The following is a 24759-nucleotide window of genomic DNA, read 5'->3' on the forward strand; positions in this document are numbered from 1 at the left end:
TTCCACCCTTACTTTAAGGCATTTTCAATCGTTTTCTTTCCATTTGCCGCAAGCATATGATCTGGTTGAATGTCTAGCGCTTTATTGAATGAATCTAATGCTAATTGAACCTGATCCTTATAAGCATAAGCCACCCCTAAATTAAATAAGGCGTCAGCATGATTCTCGTCTTTCTCAACAACGTGTCTAAACTCGTTAAGTGCTTCGTCCACTTGTTCTAGTTGTGCCAAACAAAGACCGTAATGAAACCTGGCATCAACATCATCCCCATTTAATTCAACTGCTCTTTTTAATGAACTTAGCGCATGAGGTAATGAGCCAAGCTGGTAATAGCTCATCCCAAGCATAAAATGGACATCTGGCTCATCTAATTTTTCCATGACGGCCTTTCTAAAGAGTTTAACCGCTTCTTCAAATTGATCTTTTTTGTAATAAATCGTAGCAGCACCATAATACGCCGTCGCTGCATGCTCATCTAATTCAATCGCCTTGTCAAAAAATGCAAGCGAGCGCTCAACATCTCCCACAATACCAAGTAAATTACCAAAATTAATGTAACCAGTTGGATCTTTTGGATTCTCTTCTATCGCAGCGGTAAAACATTTCGCTGCTTCCTCATACTGTTGTTCATTCATGTGCTGGATTCCTTGCTCCATCATCGTCATATATTCACAACCTTTTTATCAGTAAAAGCGACCTAAAAGCAAGGCTTCTAAGTCGTAATATTAAGAGTATTTAGCTAACTTTTCATGTAACGGGTAAGATGAACTGACACGATCTATAGTCCCTCCACCTAAACAAACATCACCATCATAAAACACGACAGCTTGCCCTGGTGTAATAGCCCGTTGACGCTCATCAAAAGTTACCAGAACCGTTCCATCTTCATTTGGTGTAACCGTAACAGGCTCATCCTTTTGACGATAGCGAAATTTCGCCGTACATCGAAACTCTGTTATCGGCTTTTCATTAATCCAATTTAGATCAATTGCATCGAGAGCCTCTGAGTAAAGACCTTCATGATGAAACCCTTGTCCAACGATTAAAACGTTGCGCTCAATATCCTTCCCAATCACAAACCAAGGTTCACCAGCACCACCAATTCCTAGTCCTTGACGCTGGCCAAGCGTATAATACATTAATCCATCATGAGTCCCTTTTACTTCACCTTCCACCGTTTGCATCTCACCAGGCTGAGCAGGCAAATATTGTGCAAGAAACTCTTTAAAGTCTCGCTCCCCAATAAAGCAAATACCTGTACTATCCTTTTTCGTTGCTGTTGCCAAATTAGCTTCGACGGCTATTTTACGAACATCATTTTTCGGTAAATGCCCAATAGGAAACATCGTTTTTGATAATTGCTTTTCAGATAGCGCATTAAGAAAATACGTTTGATCCTTATTCTCATCCCGCCCTCGTAATAAATGAGCTCGACCATCACGCCATTCCACTTGCGCATAATGTCCAGTAGCGACATAATCAGCTCCAAGTGTCAACGCATGATTTAAGAAGGCTTTAAACTTAATTTCCTTATTACACATGACATCAGGATTAGGTGTTCTTCCGGCTTTGTATTCTTCAAGAAAATACGTGAAAACTTTATCCCAATATTCCTTTTCAAAGTTCACTGCATAATAAGGGATTCCGATTTGATTACATACACGAATGACGTCTTCATAATCTTCTGTTGCCGTACACACACCATTTTCATCTGTGTCATCCCAATTTTTCATAAAGATGCCAATTACATCATAGCCTTGCTCCTTTAACAGCAAAGCTGTCACTGATGAATCTACACCTCCTGACATCCCAACAACGACACGGGTTTCCTCAGGTCGTTTGTTCACTTTGATCACCTCTGTTTAAATAAATTGCTCTGTCTGCTTAAGTCGCTTCACAATCTTAGCTGTCTGTTTTGCGACATACTCAATTTGTTCATTTGTGTTTCCTAATCCAAAACTAAACCGGATTGCTGAAGTTAACCGTTCATCATCCTTACCAAACATCGCTACAAGAACGTGAGAAGGCTCTACAGAACCTGCCGTACATGCAGAACCACTTGAAGCTGCGATATTAGCCAAATCCAAATTCATTAATAGCGGCTCAATCTGTACATCAAAAAAACTTATGTTCATAATATGTGGTAAACGGTTATACTGGTGACCATTAATCGTAAATTCAATTTCTTCTTTTAATAAGCGATCCACAAGCTGTTGTGAAAACAACTCATATTGCTCTCTTCGGCCTTGAATAGACTTAGTAGCTAACTCTAATGCTTTGGCAAACCCTACGATGGCTGCAACATTTTCTGTTCCAGCACGTCGCTTTCGTTCTTGTTCACCCCCATATACCAATGGCTTTAATCGCTTCGTAGTATAGAGTAAACCTACACCTTTAGGACCATTAACCTTATGTGCTGAAATTGAAGCCATATCTACTGGGAGTGTATTGAAATTTAGGTTGAGGGCACCACACGCTTGAACAGCATCTATATGAAAAGCAGCTTGATGCTCAAGTAACAGCTCACCAATTTCTACAATGGGCTGAATTGTACCAACTTCATTATTACCATACATTAGTGTTACTAAAATCGTATCCTTACGTAATACTTTCTCTACAGACTCGCGGCTGATGGTCCCAGATGTATCAACAGGTAAATACGTTACATCAAATCCACGCCTTTCTAACTCTTGACATGCATGAATAACCGCATGATGCTCAATTTGCGAAGTAATGATATGCTTCCCCTTTGCTTGATGCTCAAGAGCATAGCCGATAATCGCTAAATTGTCCGCTTCCGTACCACCACTTGTAAAGATTAACGTCTGTTCCTTCACTCCAAGAAGTGTCGCCATCGTTGAACGAGCCTGATCTAAGGCAGCTCGAGCTCTCCTTCCTGCTTTATGAATACTCGATGGATTTCCATATTCCGGTCCATAATAAGGCATCATTGCTTCAAGTACATCTGGATGTACCGGAGATGTCGCTGCATGATCAACATACACAAACTCCACTTCTTTTCACCGACTTTCTACATTATATATAGAACATGTAATATTCTTGTTTTCCATCATCCTCAAATGTCGCTAAATCATCTAACGTTGTTTCATCTAGTACATTTTTCACTGCATCACGGATTTTCATCCATAGATTACGTTTAGCTGGTTCTTCATCCTCCATCACTTCAACTGGTGTAATAGGCCCTTCTAATACGCGAATGATATCTCCAGCTGTAATCTCTTGTGCTTCCTTCGCTAGCATATATCCACCATAAGCACCACGAACACTTTTAACTAGCATCGCATTTCGCAACGGAGCAATAAGCTGCTCTAAGTAATGCTCCGAAAGATTATAATCCTTCGCAATTGATTTTAATGATACTGGACCTTCACCATATTTTTTTGCTAATGCAATCATAATCGTTAAACCGTAACGTCCTTTTGTCGAAATCTTCATATGTCAACCTCATTTCTTTAATAAATTCATATCAACAAAGCCTCTTATCGTCCCAACCAACTAATTCTTAGCCATTATAGCATGATCCATTGATTTATGCAGTTAGACAGTTTCCCGTTCAATGAGTTTGACAATAACCTCTTCATATGTAGGTTCTTTATTATTTTGAATGGCTTGCTGAAACAACTTTTCACCCAATTTAACAATTGGGATTTCAATGGTTGTTAAATGCATTAGCTTCGCGATTGGTTGATTATCAAACCCCATTAAAGCCAAGTCTTTTGGAACCTTTATGCCTTCTTCTAGACAACATGTCATAACACCAGCTGCAACTTGGTCACTTGTTATAAGCATTGCGCTCGGTCGATCTTCCATTGTACTAAGCTTCTTAGCCACTCTTTGTCCATCCTCTAAGTGGTAACATTCATAAAAAATATTCGCTTCGTTCAAGCTGAGAGAATACTTATTGTGAAAATTCTTATACGCTTGAGCTCGCCGGAGACTATTTGCCCCATTCCTCCGACCGACACAATAGCCTATATTTCGATGCCCGTTATCATACAAATAATCAAGCGCCATCATAAATGCTTGATAGTGATTGACAAACGTTGCAGAGACTCCTTTGCCACGAGTATCCTCACACATAACGATCGATCCTTCATTCATATAAGCTTCAATTATATCCCATGTGCTTTGACGTGAACAAATAATGAGTGCATCTATTTGACGATTTTCTAACATCTTTAAGGCCTCAAGCTCTCTTTTCTCATCATAATTTGTCTGAACGAGTACGAGGTGGTAGCCATGATTAGCAGCAGCCCTTGTTATTCCTTCAATGAGTAACCCAAAATATGGATCATTCGCAAATGGAACGACCACTCCAACTAAGGACGTTTTCCCTCTACTCAAGTGAACTGCATTTATATTGCGGTGATAGTTACTTTCTCGCACCGCACGTAAAACCGCTTCTTTCTTTTCCTTACGAACATACCTATGCCCATTTAATACACGCGATACGGTCGTGACTGATACACCTGCCATTTTTGCAATATCATGAATATTGGCCATTTTATTTACAACTCCATTTTAGTAAATTACTACTTGTTCTGAAACGCATTTCATAATATACGATGTTCTCAAGTAGAGAAAGGAGGAAAATTATGATATTTGTCCAAGGACTTATTTCACTCATTTTCATGTGTAGCACGATACTTATCTTTGCCTCTGTTTGCATAAAGGAAAATAAAATAACAGAGACTCCAACTGAAACGAAGCAATATGACTATTTGTTTCATTCTTTTCATTCCTAGGTTACAGAGTGTGTGACATTCCATGTAAATGTTACACACTTTTCAAGTTAGGTCATTATGCATGATGAATACCGTTAAGGATATACTAATTTATAACCACTGACTGATAAACAAAAGGAGAACATGATGAAACAAAAACACCTTGGCTTCATTTTAGTGATGATTTTTATAAATGTTTTCTTACGGACATGGAAAACATTCCCTGAATATTACAAAAGTTTATTATACGTTGCATTCATTAATTCTTGTTATTATTATTTATTTAAAAGGAGGCTGTTATGGGATTTCAACCCAGGGGAGTTCAATATTTATGTATTACGTGCTTTACATTTATTTATAGGTACTCCTTTACTCGTACTCAGCTGTTTGGCTTATTTTCCAAAAACATTAAGTAAACAGACCATCTATATTTTAACATGGACATTAGGATCGACATGTATTGAATATATAGCATCCAAGTCTAAATTAATTACCTACCACAATGGCTGGAATATTTTCTGGTCATGCTTTATCTACTTTAAAATGTATACGTTCAGCTATTTATTTCAACTAAGACCTATATTGACATGGGGGCTATCCACAATTTCTCTCATATTTTACATGATTCGCTTTCAAGTCCCTTTAGAAACTCGTTTTCTTAAGGGGCCGATTCTACTATGGCTACAAAAAAATATTCAACCGTATACACAGATTAATCGACTAATAAAGAAAGGGTTTATTTCATGAAAGAAAAAACCGAACAAAAGATATTATGGGGAGTTTTAGTTACGTCTATTATTTCTCTCATTTATTTATTGAAAAAACCATCTATTAAAGATTGGTTGCTTGTTTATTTTATGAATGGATTTTCTAATGTTTTTATTGACGCCTTTTTCGTTTCAAAAGATATGCTGTCCTATCCGACTAGGTTATTTCCAAAAATTTTGAAAGGGAATTTTTTGTTTGATATCATCGTTTATCCAACCATAATGGTTTACTATAATCAAGTAACTCGAAATGATTCCGTCTTTCCTATAACCGTAAAAATTTTTCTATTTACAATTCCAATGTTATTGATTGAGCTATGGGCTGTCCAAAACACGTCGCTCATTCGTTGGAAGAAGGGATGGACTTGGAAACATACGTTTATCTCTACAACATTAAAGTCATTGCTAAACCGGCTCGCAATAGGGGTTATTCGCAAAATCGATGCCAATATAATTCAAATGTAAATCAGGAGACCGAAACGAGAATTTTCGGTCTCCACTGTTTTGATCACTTCGTAAGGACTAGCATATGTGTGGCACCTTTTACAAACTGGAAATCAACCTTAGCTTGTTTAATCGTAACAGGTAATTCAGATAGCCTTTGCTTTAGTTCATCTACATGCGGATACAAGTCTCCATCAAAACCTAATAATGGGTAGAGCCGAATCTCACCACCAACTTCACAAATGCGGATTAGCTCACGCAATGACCTTTCGTGAAAATCAAATGTAAACTTCTTCCCATATAGGAACAAAAAATGACTACATACAATAAGGGAAAACTGGTTATTCGCAAAAGGTAATAGGGTAAGCTGCCCATTTATATAACGTTCTTTACATTCTACATAGTTATTTAAAAACATAGTTAACGATCGCTCTCTCAATTTCATTAACTTATCAATCGATCCATACGTTTCCCAATTAAATAACTCATATGCATGTAACAGCTTCTTTCTAGCTAGTAACAGCTCATTGCTGCCTTCTTCCTGTAATACATTTACAGACTTTTCATATTGAGGATCCACTGCATATGCATCGATCCCCCTTTTCAGCGCTTCCGCTGTAAAAGAAGATGCTCCTGCTGCAACATCTAATACTTTACCTTTCATGGTTTGTCTCAATTGAAACATTTGCTCATATTCCGTGTAGGAGCGACAGGTCATCGCCACACCAACCTGTTCATATTTCAACTCTCGTAGCTCAGCTTTTCTCAACTCTTCTCGACTCATCTATTCTCACCTTTCTCTACACATGAATTTTTGTGTAGACTCTATTAATTCGACAAAACCATCCTTTTTCCTTTAAGAAAAACTCAGTTAGGGGTCTTTTTTAAAAGGAAAAAACGCGCAATCATACTTGCGCGTTTTCAATCATTATTCTACTACTAAATCTTCAATTGAATGAATATCTTCCATGTAAGTTGGAACAGCTAATCCTAACTGTGTTCCGTGAAGATTTGAACCTAAATCTTCAAATTGGCCTTCATATTCTGCATAATATTCAGCGTGAGTCGTCGGTAACCATGCACAAACAATCGCATCTCCACTACCTGATGCAATACCAGCCCACATTGGACCCGCATCAATTTGAGTTAATGTCACATCAAAGCCTAACGTTTCAAGAACATGGCCTACAACATTTGTCGCTGCAATCGTTTCTTCCCAAGCTACATAAAGAAGCTCGAGCTCTTCACCTTCTACTGCTTCAACACCATCAGTCCATGTTGCAACAAGATCCTCATTTTCTTGTACGAATTGCTCTGCTGCTGCTTCCTCAGCTCCACCTTCGTCAATAAGAGCCATTACATACTCGATATGATTAGGTTCCCATTGGAATTGATTTAAAAATCGGTATGCTTCTGGTTGCTCCTCATCTAAGCCTAATCGAACAACTGTATGAATATCTTCTGTGTCGCCAAAAATATTTTGTGGATCTTCTAAATATTTAAGATCAAAGTTATTAAACTTAAAGTGTGGACTCCATGCAGTTACAATAATTGGCTCCTCATTCTCATAAGCACTTGTTAATGAAGCGACCATTGCTGCACTTGAGCTTTCCACAACTGTCCAATCATCTTCAAGTCCATATTCAGGTAATACATCATTCATCGTAATATTCATAAGCCCTGCACCAGGGTCAATTCCAACAATTTGATAATCGACAGATCCACCATCAAACCCTGTTGCCTCTTCTGTGCCTTCTCCTGCTGGCTCCTCGGATTCAGAACCTCCATCTACTGGCTCATCACTTCCACATGCAACTAAACCTAACGCGAATACTGTTGCAGTTGTTACTCCTAGTAATTTTTTTAACATTACTGTGTTCCCCCTTGTTTTTTGTTTCCTATATTTTGAGTAATCCGGTCTAGAATGATTGCAATAATAACAATCGCCAGACCAGCTTCAAAACCTGTACCTGTTCGAACCTGAGTGACAGCGCGGTAAACCTCTGCACCAAGTCCAGGCGCACCGACCATTGCTGCAATAACGACCATTGATAGAGCTAACATAATACTTTGATTAATGCCGGCCATAATCGTCGGCATTGCAAGTGGAAGCTGCACCTTCAGAAGACGCTGCTTCGTTGTTGAACCAAACGCTTCTGTCGCTTCAATTAAATCCTTTGGTACTTGTTGAATACCTAGTATCGTTAATCTAATTGTCGGTGGCATCGAAAAAATAACAGACGCCACAACACCAGGAATGACACCAATATTAAAAAAGAAAATAGCTGGAATTAAGTAGACAAATGCAGGCATTGTTTGCATTAAGTCCAAAATAGGTGTTACGACTTGTTTGACGATACTTTTTTGTGATGCCCAAATTCCGATAGGTATCCCAATGACAACAGACACAATAACAGCTGTTAGTACCAGTGCCAATGTTTTTGTCATTCCGTCCCAATAACCTAAATTCCATATTAAAAGTAGCCCAGCAATCGTAAAAATCGCCATCCGCCACTTACTTGTCTTCCAAGCTATCGCAGCAATAATTAGAATAAATAAGATCGGAGGTAAAATAAGCAAAACTGTTTCAATACCATTTACAATTCCACCTAATATAAAACTAATAAAATCAAATAGACCACTTAAATTAGCTGTTAACCAATTAATAAATGAATCAATATTTTCTGCAATAGGGAGTTTCGGTATCGAATCCATTACTTCACCTCCCCAATTGTAGATTCAGTCAGATTGTTAATATGTTCTTCATTTCCAGCTAAAGCGCCAATGACGGCTCCCTTAACGACGATTCCTCTTAAACGGTCAGATTCATCAGTCACCGCTACAGGAACTCCAGCTTGCGACACTTTCTCAAATAAATCAGTCAAGACAATATCTGGACGAACAGCTGTTACATTTGTTGTCATTACATCTGAGATACTAACCTTATCTTCAATTGCCTTCGTCGCTGCATCGGCTGTTAATGCACCGAGTAATTTCTTTTGCTTATTCACTACGTAAAGAGAAGAAATCCCCCGTTCCTTCATCAACTGAAGAGCAACTCTCGGACCTTTCTCAAGCTGAATCGACTCTGCGCGTTTCATCACATGTTCAGCTGTTAACACTTTAGAAAGATCAACATCTTCGACAAATCTTTCTACATATTGGTTAGAAGGATTCATTAGAATTTCTTCTGGTGTACCGACTTGAACGATATTCCCATCTTTCATAAGGGCAATTCGATCACCAATACGTAACGCCTCATCTAAATCGTGTGTGATAAAGACGATCGTCTTCTCCATCGTAGACTGTAAATCTAGTAATTCATCCTGCATATCTTTTCGTATAAGTGGATCTAACGCACTGAACGCCTCATCCATTAATAACACGTCAGGATCGTTTGCTAGTGCCCGTGCTAAACCGACACGTTGCTGCATTCCACCGCTTAATTGACTTGGGTACTGATCTTCATACCCTTTTAATCCAACAAGTTCTAACGATTGTAATGCCTTAACTTTACGTTCTTCCTTAGGTATTCCTTGAATTTCAAGACCATACTCTGCATTTTGTAAAATCGTATAGTGAGGAAGCAAGGCGAATTTTTGGAAAACCATACTAATTTCTTTTCTTCTAACCTCTCGTAATTGCTCCTTACTCATCTTCACGACATCTTGATTATTAATAAATACATGACCGTTTGTTGGATCAATTAAGCGATTAAGTAATCGAACAAGTGTCGATTTCCCACTTCCTGACAGTCCCATAATCACAAAAATTTCGCCTTTATGAACCTCGAAGCTTGCTTGATTAACCCCAACTGTACAGCCTGTCTTTTCGAGAATTTCTTGCTTTGTTTTTCCTTCTTTTAATTTCTGTAAGGCCTGCTTTACATTTTTTCCAAATATTTTTGTAACAGCTTCGACCTTAATCTTCACATCTCTTTCTATCATTATTTCACCTTCGTCTCTAAGGTTTTCCGTTTCACAACTACTCTCGTATTATAAAAATAGCAGGACAATAATACAAAGCCGAAATTAAGGCTTATTAAGCTTATTAAGTTCATACAGTTTATACTGTATGAACATTTTGCGCTTAATACATAGAATTCCTACCATATGCGACCAAATCCTCATATCTCTCATTTTTACAATTCAAAACCCTTGTGCTAATCTATATCTATAAGAGAAAATGATGGGGACGTGGTCGGATGAAGGATGTTGAGAAACTAGAGAAAGCAAGATCTCGTTGTATAGACTCGCTCGCTCAAAATTTACACCTTTACGGAGTGAATCAGTCAGTCGGGCGATTATATGGGTTGCTTTACTTTAACGAAGAACCGATGACTCTTGATACAATGAAAGACGAGCTTGGAATGAGTAAAACAAGTATGAGCACATCAGTAAGACAGCTACAAGAATTGAAAATGGTTGAAAAAGTGTGGAAAAAGGGCACTCGTAAAGATTTGTACGAATCAACAGATGACTGGTACCAAACGTTTGCAGACCTTTTCTCTGTTAAATGGCGAAAAGGAATTCAATCCAACATAGATCATATTTCAAAATCATTAGGAGAATTAATAGAATTAATTGATCATTCAGATACTTCTGAAGAAATAAAGAAAGCGGCTACAACGGATAAGGAAAAACTCGAATATGCACTTGAATATTATGATTGGCTAAATCGTCTTGTTGATAGTATCGAATCTAAAGAAATTTTCAACTGGATTCCCCAAAAAGAAGAAACTCCGAAGTGAATCTTCGGAGTTTCTTCTTTTTGGGGAATGTACTGCTGTGCATTTTTTCTCATCATTGTCAACCTCCTCATGTATAGAAAAGTAAAAACTAACAAAGTTTATAAAATAGAAGTATTTCAATGGACGAAAAAATTCGAGGTGAATGAATGTTTAACCAATTCGTTTTATGGACACTATTTCTTGCTCCTTGGGTTCTCCTTATTTTCATTAATCAACAAGTAGTAAAACGATATTTACCCGCTGCACTTTTTGGAGCTTTGATTATTACAATTGTTTTCCAAATCGCTGACAATTTTAATTGGTGGGTAATAAAAGAAAACATTTTCATCCTAAATGTTGTCACACCATTTGTGTATGGAGCGTTCCTTGTAGGAACCGTTATTATTCTCGCCTTAACCTTTCAACGCTTTTGGTTATTTATAATGGTCAACTTAGTTATCGATGCCATTCTATCATTTGTCATTAGTCCATGGTTTGAGCGAATTGGCCTATATCAATTACAAGAAATGAATGCGTGGGGTGTATACGCTCTGACGACTATTATTGCCATTTTCATATACGTTTATCAGAAATGGCAAAGTAGTGTATTTCAATAAGAAACATTCCAGTAAGTTTTTTCTTAATTGCGTCGTGCTAGTTTAAAACAACCATAGCTGTCGATCTCCATGAATATCCTTACACAATTCAAAAATTTCAATTTCAAAACGTACAAAAGGGTTAGTTTGAAAAGGCACTACCCTTTTCGAACTAACCCTCTTTTTACTTATTCCTTTTTCGATAATTGTAAGGCTCGCTTAAAATCTTTCAATGAAGTTGATGTTCCATACATTAAGACCCCACCTCTGTACACTCGCGCCCCGATTATCGCAAGTATCACGATTGTTACAAGCATGAAGCCAATACTCAATCCAACTTCCCACATTGGAACATCTAGCATACCTACTCGTAAGAACATAAGCATTGGTGTGAAGAATGGGATAAATGAAGTAACAGTAACCAGCGTTGAATCTGGCGTGGTCAAGCTGAACATCGCAATCATAAACGGAATCACAATTAATATGATAACAGGCATCATTAATTGCTGAACATCTTCAATCCGGCTTACAATAGAGCCAAGCATAGCTGACATTGTTGCGTATAGAAGATAACCAAGCAAGAAAAAGACAATCGCATATACATATGTCGCTGGATCAACATCCATTAACCCAAAGAATTCAAACATACTTCCGGCAGCTTCATCTTGTTTTTGCTGAATGAGTATATAGCCAAATAAGATAATGACTACAAATTGTGTCAATCCTAATAATGCAATACCAAGGATTTTTGCAAACATTTGACTGACTGGAGATGAACTTGAAATCAATATTTCCATAACTCTTGAAGTCTTCTCATTGGCAATGTCCATCGCAATCATATTTCCATACGTTATGACGGCAAAATACAACAGAAACAAAATAATATACACGAGTCCAATTGCTCCTGAAATTTGCTCCTCTGTTCTTGTTGAACTACCATCTCCACTATCAATCGCCACTGTTTCAAATGAAACCGGCGCATAAATACTTGCGAGTACGTCTTCATCAATCCCAGCTTGACTCGTTGCAAGGGCTACTTTCATTTGTTGAAGCTGTGCTTCGATATGGGATTGTATCATAGTATCTGTAAATTGATTCGTATGATAGGAAGCCATAGGCAATTCATTTTGGTCGGTAAATAATTGTAAAACTCCATCATGCTGACCATTTAAAACAGCTTCTTCTGCCTCTTCTAACGTACCATCATATTCAAATAATTGAATAGAAGGATCGACCTGCTCCATACTTTCCGATAAAACATCATACAAATAATCACTTTCATCGAATACAGCTACAGTTTGTTCTTCCTCATCAGAAGAAAATAATTCAATAATTGACTGTAAATTAACCATCGCAAAAATAAACAGTAAAAATAATGCCGTCGTTATGATAAATGATTTGGTTTTTACACGACTTAAATACGTGTGTGAAAGAACAATCCAGAATTTATTCATAGGATTCACCAGCTTTCTCAATGAAAATATCGTGTAAAGTCGGCTCCTCTAGCTCAAATTTCCGTACAAATCCCTTACCTTGAAGAGCTAATAACACTTGTTGAGAAACCTCTTCATTAGAGATTTGCAATATTCCACCCTCTGTCGTTTTCTTCAATCTGATAACACCATCAATCTCAGCAAGAAATTCGATGTCAAAGTCGGCATGAACGGTCACATTTTTCTTCCCAAAAGAGCGCTTGATTTCTCTTAATCCACCATGAACGATCGGTTTCCCATGTTGAAGAATACATAGGTACTCACACAGCTCCTCCACATGCTCCATTCGATGTGACGAGAAAAGAATCGTTGTGCCTTTTTCCTTTAAATCAACAACCGCTTCCTTTAGTAATTCCACATTCACCGGGTCAAGACCAGAAAACGGTTCATCTAAAATGAGAAGTTTCGGATTATGTATAACGGCTGAAATAAACTGGATTTTTTGCTGATTTCCTTTCGAAAGCTCTTCAATTTTCTTATCAATATATTCTGGAACTTTGAATCGTTCAAGCCAACTCTCTAATTCTGTTAAAATATCATTTTTTTTCATCCCACGAAGCTTACCTAAATAAATAATTTGATCACGCACTTTCAGCTTCGGATATAAGCCGCGTTCTTCAGGTAAATAGCCAATTTCATCACTTTTACTATAATCGATTCTTTCCCCATTCCATGAAATCTTTCCACCTGATTGATCCATCAATCCGAGAATCATGCGAAAAGTCGTTGTTTTTCCAGCGCCATTTGCTCCAAGAAAACCAAAAATTTGTTTCTCAGGAATATCTAATGATAAATGATCTACAGCCGTAAATGAACCAAACTGCTTCGTTACGTCATCAAGCACTAACGACATATCATAAAACCCCTCTCCTTAAAAAGTACTTAATTAGACATACGTTACAAACACCTTAAAAGTTTCAGCTTTCTTATAGTTAAATGAATTGATTATTACCATAACATATATTTCATCCACTGTGTACAAATACTAATATTTGTAAACTTATGTGTATTGAGGGCAGGTTGAAATCTACCGGCGTGCTTGCTAGTTCAACGCCCTCCTGCGGATCTGGAGCAAGGTCGAAGCACCGTATCGTGGCAACTAATTAAAAAAGCCTGTCGACTATCTCGCTTTTGCGAGACTTTATCGACAGGCTGAAATCAACCCAAGTGTACCTAGCCTCTGCTGTCCTCGTCAACATAACCTTTTACAACTAGCTTTCCAGTTACCTTCACTATGATTGTTACTTGCTTGCGTTACAAGTTCCTTTTTTAAGCAATTCATTCAACAGAACTCTCCAAGTTATTTCGTATAGTTAGATGAATATCGCTAATAGCGATCCACCGATTGCTCCTGTTAAAACGACAACCCAAGGTGGTAGTTTCCAAAAGACTAGCATACCAAATAACAGAACGGCAAAGGAGAAATCAACACTTGTTGTAATCGCGCTTGTGAAAATAGGATCGTATAATGCCGCAAGTAAAATTCCAACTACGGCAGCATTAACCCCCATTAGCGCTCCTTTCACCTTTTCATTGCGGCGTAATTGATCCCAAAACGGTAAAGCGCCGAATACGAGCAAAAATGCTGGAGTGAAAATGGCAACTGTGGCAATGATTCCACCTAACCATCCATTCATAACCGCACCTATGTAACTAGCAAATGTAAACAATGGGCCAGGTACTGCCTGTGCCGCACCGTACCCTGCTAAAAACTGTTCCTCTGTCAACCAACCAGTCGGTACAAACTCACGTTCGAGTAAAGGCAAAACAACATGTCCACCACCGAACACAAGTGATCCAGCACGGTAAAAACTATCAATCATCGCAACGAGTGTCGAGGAGGTTAGCTCACGTAAAATCGGTAAAGAAATTAATAATCCAACAAATAGTAGTAAGCAAAACGCACCTACTCGACGAGTAATAGGAAAAGAACGACCAGCTGCAGAATCATCTATCTTTTGATTGCGATATAATAAATATCCAACTACAGCAGCTCCTAAAATAACCACTACTTGCGAGAACACAGCTTGCCATATAAGAACGATGACAACAGCAGCCATGGCAATTGTTTTTCTCTTCACATCAGGAGTTAAGTTCTTAGCCATACCAAGGATTGCATGCGCGACAACGACAACCGCGACGATTTTTAATCCTTGTATCCAGCCAGCATCAAGAGCACCATACTGTAATAATACAAGTGCAAATAAAATGAGTACAACAACCGAAGGAAATGTAAATCCAATAAAGGAGATGACTCCCCCTATTAACCCTCCACGCATTAGGCCTATTCCCATTCCAACTTGACTGCTCGCCGGCCCTGGTAAAAATTGACACAAAGCTACTAAATCCGCATAGCTTTTCTCATCCATCCATTTTCTTCGTCTCACATATTCTTCATGAAAATAACCCAGATGAGCAACAGGTCCTCCAAATGAAGTTAATCCCAGTCTTGTTGATATGAGGAAGATTTCAAGAAGTATACGCCACTTTGGCTTTGTTTCTTGCACGCAAATTCCTCCCTTCCTGTCTCATAAGGTCTATCTTAAAACAATCCCCTCTTTTCATCTAGTATCATTTGAAATCTTTACATGAGCTTTACAAAACGTTACAACCTTATTTGTGCAACTTTAACTCTTCTAAGCGATGAAACACTTTATAATATTGTTTTTCAAATCCATTTTCATTCGGACTGTAATACTGTTTACCTATTAAAAGATTAGGAAGGTATTGCTGATTGACCCAGGAATTCGGATAATTGTGTGGGTATTTATAGCCTTCACCATGACCTAATTCTTTTGCTCCTGCATAATGAGCATCCTTCAAATGAGTAGGTATTTCGCCAATTTGCCCTTTACGTACATCTTCAATTGCATAGTCCAGTGCTTTGTAAGCACTATTGGACTTTGGAGATAAGCATTGCTGAATTACGACATTCGCAAGTGGAATACGCGCTTCAGGTAACCCTAACCGTTCTACTGCTTCAACAGCTGCCACCGTATTAGTTGCTACCTCAGGTGCTGCAAGTGATATATCTTCATAGGCGATGACAAGCAAACGACGACATATTGATGTTAAATCTCCACCTTCTATTAAACGCGCTACGTAATGAAGTGCAGCTTGAACATCACTTCCACGAATCGACTTCTGCAAGCATGAAAGAAGTGAATAATAAATATCGCCATCCTTATCATGTGAGAAACCCTTGTTTTCAGCACATTCTATAACTGCAGCTTCCGAAACATAGATAAGGTCCTCGTCCTTATCCATAGAAGCTTCTACTGCTTGCTCTAACACATTTAACGCTGAACGAGCATCACCATTTGTAGAATTTGCAATCAGTTTTATCGTCTCATCTGTCAGATTGATCTTTTTATTCCCTAATCCACGTTCGTCATCCTTTAATGCATCCTTTATTAATTGTTCAATATCTTCAAATGTTAAAGGCTTTAATTCTTTAATTAGACCACACCTGCTCCGTATAGCAGGGTTTACATCATGAAATGGATTTTCAGTTGTAGCACCAATTAACGTAATTAAACCGCGTTCAACATGAGGTAGAAGGTAATCCTGTTGTGCTTTATTAAACCGATGAACCTCATCTATAAATAAAATTAAATTCCCTTCCGAACGTGCTTGTCCTACAGCCTCTTCGATGTCCTTCTTACCAGCCGTAGTCGCATTTATGGACTTAAATGGTTTCTGAACTGTTCCGGCGATCGCATTGGCAATCGATGTTTTTCCTGTTCCAGGAGGACCATAGAATAAAATAGACGGCACGTGACCATTTTCGATCATTTTATATAATGCTGTTTCCGGTCCGACGATATGCTTCTGCCCGACCACATCATCTAATGTTCTAGGTCGCATTCTATATGAAAGAGGTGATTGTATTAAAGAATCAAATAACATGAAAAGCTCTCCTTTACGGACAATATCATCATTTATATAGTATACACACATACCGTCATTTTGTCTTATTGGCAAAACAAATTCTGTCATTTGCTCACTCGTTCGCTCGTGTTTCTAAAAAAAATTCTATCATCCTTGTATAAACCTTGGAAAAAATGGAGACAATTTGTACCAAATAAGCAAACTAAAAGGAGTTGAACAGAATGAAAGTAAGACAAGATGCATGGTCTCATGAGGATGATGTATTACTAGCAGAAACTGTATTAAAGCATATTAAAGAAGGAAGTACACAATTACGAGCATTTGATGAGGTGGGTGATCATTTAAATCGAACATCTGCAGCTTGTGGTTTCAGATGGAATGCTGTCGTGCGTAACCGCTTTGTCAAACAAATTTCTGAAGCGAAAAAAGAACGTAAAGAACGTAAACGTGCTGCATCTTTTTCCTATTATCCACCAGTTCGTCAGCTTTGGAGCGCATTGCCAGAATCTACTCTGGATCAAGGAGATTTATCGCTTGAAGCCGTGATTGCCTTCTTACAAAAGCTAGCGCAATCCCACCAGCAAACAAGTGTACTAGAAACAGATAAAACTCGTCTAGAATTAGAAAACAAAGAATTACAGCAACGAAACCAGCAACTAGAGAAAGAGTTAAAGAAAATCAAACAGGATAATAGTATTATTGAAGAGGATTACCAATCTCTTATCCAAATTATGAACCGTGCTAGACGTATGGCTATTTTGGAAGATGAGGATTCGCTGTCTAGTGCAGCTTTCAAAATGGATAAAAATGGTAATTTAGAGAAACTTGCGAAATAACAAGTACACAGAGACTGAACTGGGACATAACTAGCTTTAAATAGTGAAAAAGGTGAATTTGAGTACTCAAATTCACCTTTTCTATTTTGGTGTAAAGTTGTCCTTATATTATTGTAAAAAATAAGCTGTTTTTATAAAGGTTGTAGTTCTGACGATAGGTTATTCTCATAGTGGCTGAAGCTCAATGGAACGAACCTGTGTCAGCCCCTTACTTTAAAGAGTAAGAAATAATGAAGGTCGGTGATTTCAGAGGAGGGTTTTGTCCCAGCCTCTGTACTTATTCCATTGAGTATGTGCTACGCTTACGTCGCCATAGAACCCATCCTAATAGAAAACCAAATGGAAAAGCGATGACAAACCGTGCAATTAGCGTAAGAACACTTTCGACAAATGGAAAAGTTTGTATATTTTCACCAAGGCTAAAAAAATCTAACACAAAGTTTACAAGAGCAAACAACGCACCCCAAATAAAACCGATTTTTAACATATAAAACCATTTTTTCTTTCCCATATAGCAATCAACCCTTTTTCCTAATTGAAAAGTTATCATACTCCTACCATACCATACTTATCATCGTATTTGCATTTTTGAATAAAATCAATTAGATTTTTCTTGATCATTTATTTTAACTTTTTCAAATAAAAAAATGATTCACTTCTTCTGCTGGAATAGGTTTACTAAACAAATACCCTTGTACTTCATCGCATTGATATTCTTTTAACATCCTATATTGATCATCGTTTTCAACACCCTCTGCAACTACTTTCATACCTAATTGATGCCCAAGGTCAATAATCATTTTAACAACCTCTCTCTCCTTTGAATGTTCCACCATATCTCGAATAAAACAACGATCTATTTTAATAATATCAAGCGGAAAGTTCTTTAAGTATTGCAAGGATGAATAGTACGTACCAAAATCATCAATAACAATTTGAACACCGATCTCTTTTAAATCATATAACGTATCAATCGTAGTCTCAACATTTACCATCATGACAGATTCCGTCACTTCAATTTTTAGAAGATGTGGTTCTATTCCGGTTGCTAGAATCGTTTCTTTCACAGCCGAAACAACCCCTTCTTGCTGTAACTGCCTTGCCGAGAAGTTAATTGATAAAGAGCATGAGTAAATACCTTGACTATGCCAATCTTTAATTTGATTACAAGCTTCCTTCAAAACCCATTGTCCAATTCCAATAATGGCCCCAGTTTCTTCCGCAAGTGGAATGAAGTCATAAGGTGAAATGTACCCGTATACGGGATGCTTCCAGCGAAGAAGAGCCTCCACACTTGAAATATGGCCTGTTTTTGTATCAAATAAAGGCTGATAAAACATTTGAAATTCATGATTAAGGGTTGCTTTAGATAGCTCTGCCATTAGTACATAGTTTTTCCTTATATCTCGTTCCATCTCTTGTTTAAAAAAGCAGTACTGGTTACCACCTTTATTTTTCACAAAGGTCATCGCTGATTCAGCTTGGGACAATAATTTTTGGGGAGTTTCTCCATTAAAAGGATACATACTAACCCCTATACTCGGTGTAAGTAAGCGACTTTCTCCTTGAATAAGAATAGGGTTTGATAGCAATGATAGCATCTTCTCCAATATTTTAAACAACCTTTGTCGTTCTGAATGTACAAAGAAGCATACAAACTTATCTCGATTCATGCGCGATACTGTTCCATTGTTAGAAATAAGCTCCTTCAATTTTGCTGCTATTTCCTTCAATAAATGATCACTGATCTGAAAACCTAGTGGATCTTTAAAGCTTTTTAAACGGGCTAAGTCAATCATCATGATAGCAATTGATTCATGATGGCTCTTTGAATACATCATCATTTGCTCAAGTCGATCTTGAAACAGCTTTAAATTCGGGAGGCCTGTTAGCATATCATAGTAGTTCATATGATCAATCAGCTTTTCACTTTGTCTTCGTTCCGTAATGTCCTTACAGTAGATAACGACCATCTCTTTTGTCGGGTGTACAGTTATTTCAAAATATGTTTGTAACGGTTCATAGAAACTTTCAAAACAGGATGCTTTATCTAATGAAATCGCTTTATACATTTGATACTGGAATTCACTATTTACAGCGTTTGGTAGAACCACCCACAGATTCCTACCAAGCACTTCCTCACGTTTAATTTTCAGATGAGTGGCAGTCACTCTATTTAAATAAATGATCGTACATTGATGATCCATGACTAAAAAACCATCGTGTATGTTTTCCAAAATTGAAAGAATCGGTTGTCCAGCTGCTTCAAATTTCTTCTCCAAATCCTCATAGCTTGTTACGTTCTTCTGCATGTATCTCACAACCTTTATATTAATGGGTTTACAAAAGGTAAGAGAGAAAAGCATTCCATGAAATAAGGCATGCTTTCTTCAACGACAACTGGCTAGCATCGGATAAAAGATGAATCGTCAATGATAATATTCGACACTATTTTTTATAACTTTGTCTTTACCTAATTTAATTAATGAGACTTTATATACAAGAAATAAGTCCTATAATAAGAGGTTAAATGATTCATAACAGAATTGCAATTAAACCTGTTTAAAAATTGTGAATCCTTCTTGTTATCGGCTTCTTCTTAACACTGCTACCCTTTGTTATTTGAAAATAAAAAAGCACAAAGGCCGATAAGCCTTTATGCCATTATGTTACTTTAAAAAATGTTGCTGAATCCTAACCGCAACCTCTTTTGCACTTAAATGCATATTATTTATTTTTAAATACTTCTCGTGTTTAATTTCGCCTGCTGATGATTGCAGACGATGCCTCACTATAGACTCTTTTAGCTCACGCTCTGATATGTCCACATTTCTCTTCGTAGGCTTTTCTTGCAATCGGTATGACGTACGATTTCTTTTCAACCTCTCTTTAAGGTCAGCCTCTAATTCAATAAACACTACATTAGACCCATACGACTCAAATAACGATTTTACCTCATTTACAAACTCCCAATCTTCCTCTTGATCAAAAGCCCAAACAAACGTAAAGATAATCCCTTTTAATTGACCTTCCTTGACGATTGCTTGAAAGATTTCTTTTCGAAATAATGTCGACAATCGCCATGTCTCTTGACCAAACCCAAAAAACGGATACAGCAACTCTAGTGTCATATGGTTATGAAATAGCTTATAGCCGGTCAACTTCTCCAATTCACGGCCGACTGTCATCTTCCCAACCGCTTGTGGACCAAATATGAAAATACATTGCACTTATCTACCCTCAATAGCGATATAAATGTCTACTATCGCCTCATTCGGATTTCCCGCTCGTTCATCATATATTTCGAAATCTCCTGAATACGAACGAATTTCTATTGACGTACTAAAATAGTTCCAAATTTCTTGCCATAATTGTGGAACAACTTCTGATATAGGACCTTTTTTAGATGTAAAAATGATATACTCCGCAGCAGGTATTTCCTTTAACACTACACCTTCTTTCTGATCTGACCTTGACTGTAATTGATGACCAATTCGAAAGAAGTACGCACCACTTACATCAGATTCATAATCAGAATACAAAGCTAACACCGTATTGTCCTTCTTATTTTCTATCATTTCTGAAATCGATTGTTGATAAAATTGTTCCCACATTTTCGGAATGACACCCTCAGCTGTCAGCTCCTTCTCGTTACTCGTTTTCGTTCCTACACCAGCAAAATAAAACGAATCCAACTCTACTCGTCTCATGTTAATGATTCCTCCTTTTCAATTCCCTTCCTTATATAATAAAAAGAGTTCTACAAAAGCCGAAAAATCCCTCTTTTTGCTTTATTATTTTCTTCAAAATGAATTCACTAGAATTGTCCTGAAATGTTTACAGCAAAAAAGTTCGGGTATTGCATGTATAAGCTTAATCACAAACAAGGAGGTTTCATTCATGAATAAAGATGTTGATATGGAAAAGAAAACCGTTGAGAAAAAGAATGATGTCAGTAAAGTTGGATCTGCTTTTATAAAATACCTTACGTATATTATTATTTTCTTTGGGTTCCTATGGTTTCTCGTTAATTTCGTATTTCCATTATTTGAATGAGACGTATAATTAAAAGTTTAACAAGACCTCATTCAACTTTTCTTTCACAAAGAAGAGTATCTCTACAAATCATGTAGACATACTCTTCCTTCTCTTAATAACTCAGTTAAATAGTAACCTCCCATCCTTGATTCATAACTTGTTTCATGCACCCTAACATCAGACTATCACCTCTAGTGTTACACGAACGTTACAAAATTTTTAACCTTTTTGGTGTCCTTTATTTTTCACCTTTATTACTCCTCAACTTTAAAACCAATTTGCCCCTCCATCCGATACATATCCTTTTCCACATTCTCAGGACCAACATAAAAATCAGCAAAGCCATTCACGATGTAGTAGCCAGTTAGAAAACCATTTTCAAGAAAGTCCTTCATAAAATTCTGATATTCTTCCTCGTCTTGGTCGCTGTATCCTCCACTTCTTTGATACTTCTCACGATATGGCTCACCTTGCTGTAGAATCGTTTCCACTAATGGTTCATTCATTGAATAACCAATATCAAAGCCTCGCACTTCTTCCTTCATTGGAAAATAAAATGGAGAGGCCGCGTGATAAATCGTCATTTCATCCTTTTCACCAATATATTCAAGCTCTGCATACAATTGTACAGCTTCATCCTTATAGTAATCCTTTTCAGAAACTAGCCTGTATATAAAATCTCCTTCTGTCACTTCAACTGCGGTTTGTTGAACGTTATACTCTTCTAAATCACTTACTGTTACTGACGACCTTTGTTCACCCTGATTTCCAGTTCCACATGCCGTTAACCCTACCACAACTAGACCTATTGCCACCATTCGTTTAATCACCTTCTACACCTCCATTACTACTTATATAACGAAAGCTTTCCTATAAACGTTTCACGAAAGTTACTCAAATGAATGGCAGGAGAAAAGTCGAACCTTACTTCTTCAGAGGTTTCACATGAAAACCAATCAACCTACTAACCTTAAGTTACTTCACATCAAAAAATGCTCCAAGAGTTTCACGCTCATGAAGCATTCTCCCATTTCTATTCTTCAATTGTTTTAATATGTTTTTTTAATAAATGAATTAAGTATTTCTCTAATTCTTCATCTTCCTCTGCTTCAAATCCATATACAAACTGACCGTGTGATGGCTTTTTCCATACAATCGTCCCTATTATCTCGACCCGTGCATCACTTAATACCGTCTCGACTTTTAAACGATACCCTTTTTCCTCAATCGGAAGGTCAAGCATTGTCGTGAATTTTATCCCTCCTGGACTTACATCATAAATATGAATTGAAGCTGGTTTTGATGTCTCCCTCTCCGTTAAGATTGTAAACGTCCCATCTAACGGTTGTTTAAATTCATAGCGAAATGATTCATCTCTTTTGTATCTCATTCCTATTCCCCATTCATAACATATTTGAGCATAATCCCCCTCCTTTATCTTATCCCCATTTCAGCAAGATTCAAACGATTCCGTTGGATCATTGATTTTCTTTTTCCTCTTCTATTAATACCCTCCGTAATGTCTTACCAATTAATGTTTTTGGTAAACTATCTCTACATTCATAGATTCTCGGTACTTTATAAGGAGCAAGCCGTTCGCGACAAAAGGAATCGATCTCCTCTTCATCCAATGTTGTTCCTTCTTTCAGAACTAGAAATGCTTTTACTGTTTCACCACGATATTCATCGGGTACTCCTACGACAACAGCATCAATAATTTTCGGATGATCAAACAAAACCTCTTCAATATCACGAGGATAAATATTGAAGCCACTAGCAATAATCAAATCTTTCTTTCGATCGATAATATAGAAGAAACCATCATTGTCCATTGTCGCCATGTCCCCTGTGTAAAACCAGCCATTTTGTATGGCTTGATGAGTTTCTTCAGTTTTTTTCCAATAGCCTAGCATCACCTGTGGACCTCGAATAACGAGCTCACCAATTTGACCATTATCGACATCTTCACCCGTTTCGGGATCAACGACCTTTGCCTCAGTATCAGGAAATGGTATTCCAATTGAACCTAGCTTTCGTTTTTCCCAAATCGTATTGGCATGTGTTACTGGAGACGTTTCTGTTAAGCCGTAGCCTTCCGTTAGCCTCCCTCCTGTTAGCTGTTCAAAAGTATCCTGTACATCCCCAGGGAGAGGGGCTGCACCACTAATACAAATATTCACAGAGGATAAATCATATTTTTTTACGTCGGGGTGATTGATCAACGAAATATACATCGTTGGAGCCCCAGGAAAGATCGTTGGCTTTTGTTTATCAATCATCTTTAACGCCATATCAATATCAAATTTTGGTAACAAAACTAACTCTCCAGCCATTCTCATCGATAAATTCATTAATACCGTCATTCCAAATACATGAAAAAACGGTAGTGCTGCCAAGTACTTTTCCCTAGCTTCTTCACTTTTGTAACACCATGCTCTCGTTTGCAACGTATTAGCAACTAAATTGTAATGGGTCAGCATCACACCTTTTGATACGCCAGTCGTCCCTCCTGTATATTGTAACAATGCCAAATCCTTCGTCGGCTTGAGCTCAACCGTACTTGGTGTACTTGAAGTTGTTTTCAGTAGCCTAATAAATGAATAGATTGTGTCACTGTACATGACATCCATCGATAAGCCGTCTTTCTTTACTTTTAATGGATAGAGGATATTTTTCGGGAATGGTAAATAATCTTTAATAGAAGTGAAAACCTGATACTTTACATTCGTTTGTGGAATCACTCGTTGGACACGCTTATATAAAAGGTCGAGGGCAATGATTATTTTTGCATCAGAATCATTTAGCTGATATTCAAGCTCTCGTTCAACATAAGTTGGATTCGTTTGTACGACAATCGCCCCAATCATTAATGATCCATAATAGGAAATAATGGCTTGTGGACAATTCGGGAGCATAATGGATACGCGATCTCCTTTACGGATACCAATATTCTTTAGAGCGTTTGCGAATTGGTATGTCCTCATTAATAATTCATCATACGTCATCGTTGTTCCTAAAAAATATAGCGCTTTCTTCTTAGGGTACTTTTGGGCAGTATCAATCAAAAATTGTGCGAGGTTTTGTTTCGGGTATTCATAAGACGGTGCCACTTCTTTTGGGTACGTACTTAACCACACCTTTTCAGACATCCCTTACACCCCTTTATCCATATTCTTGTTGTCAACAGGGGTGCTCGTCGTCGACACCCCCTCCCTAAACC

The 24759-nt window shown here is 37.6% G+C and carries 27 protein-coding genes; 7 read left to right on the plus strand and 20 right to left on the minus strand.

Features of this window, described 5'->3' with window-relative positions; translation table 11 throughout:
* Positions 1 to 8 precede the first annotated feature (8 nt).
* The 5 genes from ACERJO_RS04240 to ACERJO_RS04260 all read right to left on the minus strand — a co-directional run bounded on the left by ACERJO_RS04240 (position 9) and on the right by ACERJO_RS04260 (position 4524).
* Positions 9 to 665: a tetratricopeptide repeat protein gene (locus ACERJO_RS04240; protein WP_373646657.1), complete on the minus strand. Its 657-nt coding sequence runs from the start codon at positions 663 to 665 to the stop codon at positions 9 to 11.
* 60 nt (positions 666 to 725) lie between these two features.
* Positions 726 to 1847 (minus strand): tRNA 2-thiouridine(34) synthase MnmA, encoded by a 1122-nt coding sequence (mnmA, locus tag ACERJO_RS04245; protein ID WP_247104219.1) that lies wholly within the window; start codon positions 1845 to 1847, stop codon positions 726 to 728.
* 15 nt (positions 1848 to 1862) lie between these two features.
* Positions 1863 to 3014, minus strand: a complete 1152-nt coding sequence (locus ACERJO_RS04250; RefSeq protein WP_373646658.1) for a cysteine desulfurase family protein — start codon at positions 3012 to 3014, stop codon at positions 1863 to 1865.
* A gap of 22 nt (positions 3015 to 3036) precedes the next feature.
* A complete protein-coding gene (gene cymR, locus ACERJO_RS04255; RefSeq protein WP_247104221.1) occupies positions 3037 to 3456 on the minus strand; it encodes a cysteine metabolism transcriptional regulator CymR in 420 nt (139 codons plus the stop codon).
* A 102-nt stretch (positions 3457 to 3558) separates the two neighbouring features.
* The gene (locus ACERJO_RS04260; RefSeq protein WP_373646659.1) at positions 3559 to 4524 is read right to left on the minus strand and encodes a LacI family DNA-binding transcriptional regulator; all 966 of its coding nucleotides are present in this window, start codon (positions 4522 to 4524) and stop codon (positions 3559 to 3561) included.
* Positions 4525 to 4616: 92 nt separating this feature from the next.
* Between ACERJO_RS04260 and ACERJO_RS04265 the strand changes: the two genes are divergently transcribed.
* From ACERJO_RS04265 to ACERJO_RS04275, 3 genes are all read left to right on the plus strand, one after another.
* Positions 4617 to 4766 carry a hypothetical protein gene (locus ACERJO_RS04265; protein ID WP_247104225.1) on the plus strand — a complete coding sequence of 50 codons (150 nt, stop codon included), beginning with the start codon at positions 4617 to 4619 and terminating at the stop codon, positions 4764 to 4766.
* Between the two features lie 126 nt (positions 4767 to 4892).
* Positions 4893 to 5492, plus strand: coding sequence for a CBO0543 family protein (locus ACERJO_RS04270; RefSeq protein WP_373646660.1), 600 nt, complete (start codon positions 4893 to 4895; stop codon positions 5490 to 5492).
* Positions 5489 to 5977, plus strand: coding sequence for a CBO0543 family protein (locus ACERJO_RS04275; protein WP_373646661.1), 489 nt, complete (start codon positions 5489 to 5491; stop codon positions 5975 to 5977). The genes ACERJO_RS04270 and ACERJO_RS04275 overlap by 4 nt, the downstream gene beginning before the upstream one ends.
* Before the next feature lie 43 nt (positions 5978 to 6020).
* Here ACERJO_RS04275 and ACERJO_RS04280 read toward each other — a convergent pair whose 3' ends face one another.
* The 4 genes from ACERJO_RS04280 to ACERJO_RS04295 all read right to left on the minus strand — a co-directional run bounded on the left by ACERJO_RS04280 (position 6021) and on the right by ACERJO_RS04295 (position 9903).
* Complete coding sequence (locus ACERJO_RS04280; protein WP_373646663.1) at positions 6021 to 6740, minus strand: class I SAM-dependent methyltransferase; 720 nt, start codon at positions 6738 to 6740, stop codon at positions 6021 to 6023.
* Between the two features lie 144 nt (positions 6741 to 6884).
* A complete protein-coding gene (locus ACERJO_RS04285; RefSeq protein ID WP_373646665.1) occupies positions 6885 to 7826 on the minus strand; it encodes a glycine betaine ABC transporter substrate-binding protein in 942 nt (313 codons plus the stop codon).
* Positions 7826 to 8671 (minus strand): ABC transporter permease, encoded by an 846-nt coding sequence (locus tag ACERJO_RS04290; RefSeq protein ID WP_373646666.1) that lies wholly within the window; start codon positions 8669 to 8671, stop codon positions 7826 to 7828. The genes ACERJO_RS04285 and ACERJO_RS04290 overlap by 1 nt, the downstream gene beginning before the upstream one ends.
* Positions 8671 to 9903, minus strand: a complete 1233-nt coding sequence (locus ACERJO_RS04295; protein ID WP_373646667.1) for a quaternary amine ABC transporter ATP-binding protein — start codon at positions 9901 to 9903, stop codon at positions 8671 to 8673. The genes ACERJO_RS04290 and ACERJO_RS04295 overlap by 1 nt, the downstream gene beginning before the upstream one ends.
* A 257-nt stretch (positions 9904 to 10160) precedes the next feature.
* On the opposite strand from ACERJO_RS04295, the gene ACERJO_RS04300 reads away from it, so the two are divergent.
* Both ACERJO_RS04300 and ACERJO_RS04305 read left to right on the plus strand, forming a co-directional pair.
* The gene (locus ACERJO_RS04300) at positions 10161 to 10706 is read left to right on the plus strand and encodes a GbsR/MarR family transcriptional regulator (RefSeq protein WP_373646668.1); all 546 of its coding nucleotides are present in this window, start codon (positions 10161 to 10163) and stop codon (positions 10704 to 10706) included.
* Between the two features lie 146 nt (positions 10707 to 10852).
* Positions 10853 to 11302 carry a hypothetical protein gene (locus ACERJO_RS04305; RefSeq protein ID WP_373646669.1) on the plus strand — a complete coding sequence of 150 codons (450 nt, stop codon included), beginning with the start codon at positions 10853 to 10855 and terminating at the stop codon, positions 11300 to 11302.
* A gap of 167 nt (positions 11303 to 11469) precedes the next feature.
* On the opposite strand, the gene ACERJO_RS04310 is transcribed toward ACERJO_RS04305, so the two are convergent.
* From ACERJO_RS04310 to ACERJO_RS04325, 4 genes are all read right to left on the minus strand, one after another.
* Positions 11470 to 12735: an ABC transporter permease gene (locus ACERJO_RS04310; protein ID WP_373646670.1), complete on the minus strand. Its 1266-nt coding sequence runs from the start codon at positions 12733 to 12735 to the stop codon at positions 11470 to 11472.
* Positions 12728 to 13627 carry an ABC transporter ATP-binding protein gene (locus ACERJO_RS04315; protein WP_247104239.1) on the minus strand — a complete coding sequence of 300 codons (900 nt, stop codon included), beginning with the start codon at positions 13625 to 13627 and terminating at the stop codon, positions 12728 to 12730. Before ACERJO_RS04315 ends, ACERJO_RS04310 begins: the two co-directional genes overlap by 8 nt.
* 460 nt (positions 13628 to 14087) lie before the next feature.
* Positions 14088 to 15281, minus strand: a complete 1194-nt coding sequence (locus ACERJO_RS04320; RefSeq protein ID WP_373646671.1) for a chromate transporter — start codon at positions 15279 to 15281, stop codon at positions 14088 to 14090.
* 106 nt (positions 15282 to 15387) lie between these two features.
* On the minus strand, positions 15388 to 16683 hold the full coding sequence (locus ACERJO_RS04325; RefSeq protein WP_373646672.1) for a replication-associated recombination protein A: 1296 nt from the start codon (positions 16681 to 16683) through the stop codon (positions 15388 to 15390).
* 203 nt (positions 16684 to 16886) lie between these two features.
* On the opposite strand from ACERJO_RS04325, the gene ACERJO_RS04330 reads away from it, so the two are divergent.
* Positions 16887 to 17501 (plus strand): RsfA family transcriptional regulator, encoded by a 615-nt coding sequence (locus tag ACERJO_RS04330; protein WP_247104242.1) that lies wholly within the window; start codon positions 16887 to 16889, stop codon positions 17499 to 17501.
* 277 nt (positions 17502 to 17778) lie between these two features.
* On the opposite strand, the gene ACERJO_RS04335 is transcribed toward ACERJO_RS04330, so the two are convergent.
* From ACERJO_RS04335 to ACERJO_RS04350, 4 genes are all read right to left on the minus strand, one after another.
* A complete protein-coding gene (locus ACERJO_RS04335) occupies positions 17779 to 18012 on the minus strand; it encodes a hypothetical protein (protein ID WP_373646673.1) in 234 nt (77 codons plus the stop codon).
* Between the two features lie 124 nt (positions 18013 to 18136).
* The gene (locus ACERJO_RS04340; protein WP_373646675.1) at positions 18137 to 19813 is read right to left on the minus strand and encodes an EAL domain-containing protein; all 1677 of its coding nucleotides are present in this window, start codon (positions 19811 to 19813) and stop codon (positions 18137 to 18139) included.
* A 357-nt stretch (positions 19814 to 20170) separates the two neighbouring features.
* Positions 20171 to 20731, minus strand: coding sequence for an AAA family ATPase (locus tag ACERJO_RS04345; protein WP_373646676.1), 561 nt, complete (start codon positions 20729 to 20731; stop codon positions 20171 to 20173).
* Positions 20732 to 21211, minus strand: coding sequence for a GyrI-like domain-containing protein (locus ACERJO_RS04350; protein WP_247104246.1), 480 nt, complete (start codon positions 21209 to 21211; stop codon positions 20732 to 20734).
* A 190-nt stretch (positions 21212 to 21401) separates the two neighbouring features.
* On the opposite strand from ACERJO_RS04350, the gene ACERJO_RS04355 reads away from it, so the two are divergent.
* Positions 21402 to 21557, plus strand: coding sequence for a hypothetical protein (locus ACERJO_RS04355; RefSeq protein ID WP_247104248.1), 156 nt, complete (start codon positions 21402 to 21404; stop codon positions 21555 to 21557).
* 236 nt (positions 21558 to 21793) lie between these two features.
* Here ACERJO_RS04355 and ACERJO_RS04360 read toward each other — a convergent pair whose 3' ends face one another.
* The 3 genes from ACERJO_RS04360 to ACERJO_RS04370 form a co-directional block, all read right to left on the minus strand.
* Entirely contained in the window at positions 21794 to 22369 is a 576-nt protein-coding gene (locus ACERJO_RS04360) for a hypothetical protein (protein ID WP_373646677.1), read from the minus strand.
* A gap of 203 nt (positions 22370 to 22572) precedes the next feature.
* Positions 22573 to 22929, minus strand: a complete 357-nt coding sequence (locus ACERJO_RS04365) for a PilZ domain-containing protein (protein ID WP_247104250.1) — start codon at positions 22927 to 22929, stop codon at positions 22573 to 22575.
* Positions 22930 to 23017: 88 nt separating this feature from the next.
* Positions 23018 to 24688, minus strand: coding sequence for a long-chain-fatty-acid--CoA ligase (locus ACERJO_RS04370; RefSeq protein WP_373646678.1), 1671 nt, complete (start codon positions 24686 to 24688; stop codon positions 23018 to 23020).
* Between the last annotated feature and the right edge of the window lie 71 nt (positions 24689 to 24759).

Source organism: Halalkalibacter sp. AB-rgal2 (genome assembly GCF_041821005.1).
In the GTDB taxonomy this organism is placed as follows: Bacteria; Bacillota; Bacilli; order Bacillales; family Bacillaceae_D; genus Halalkalibacter.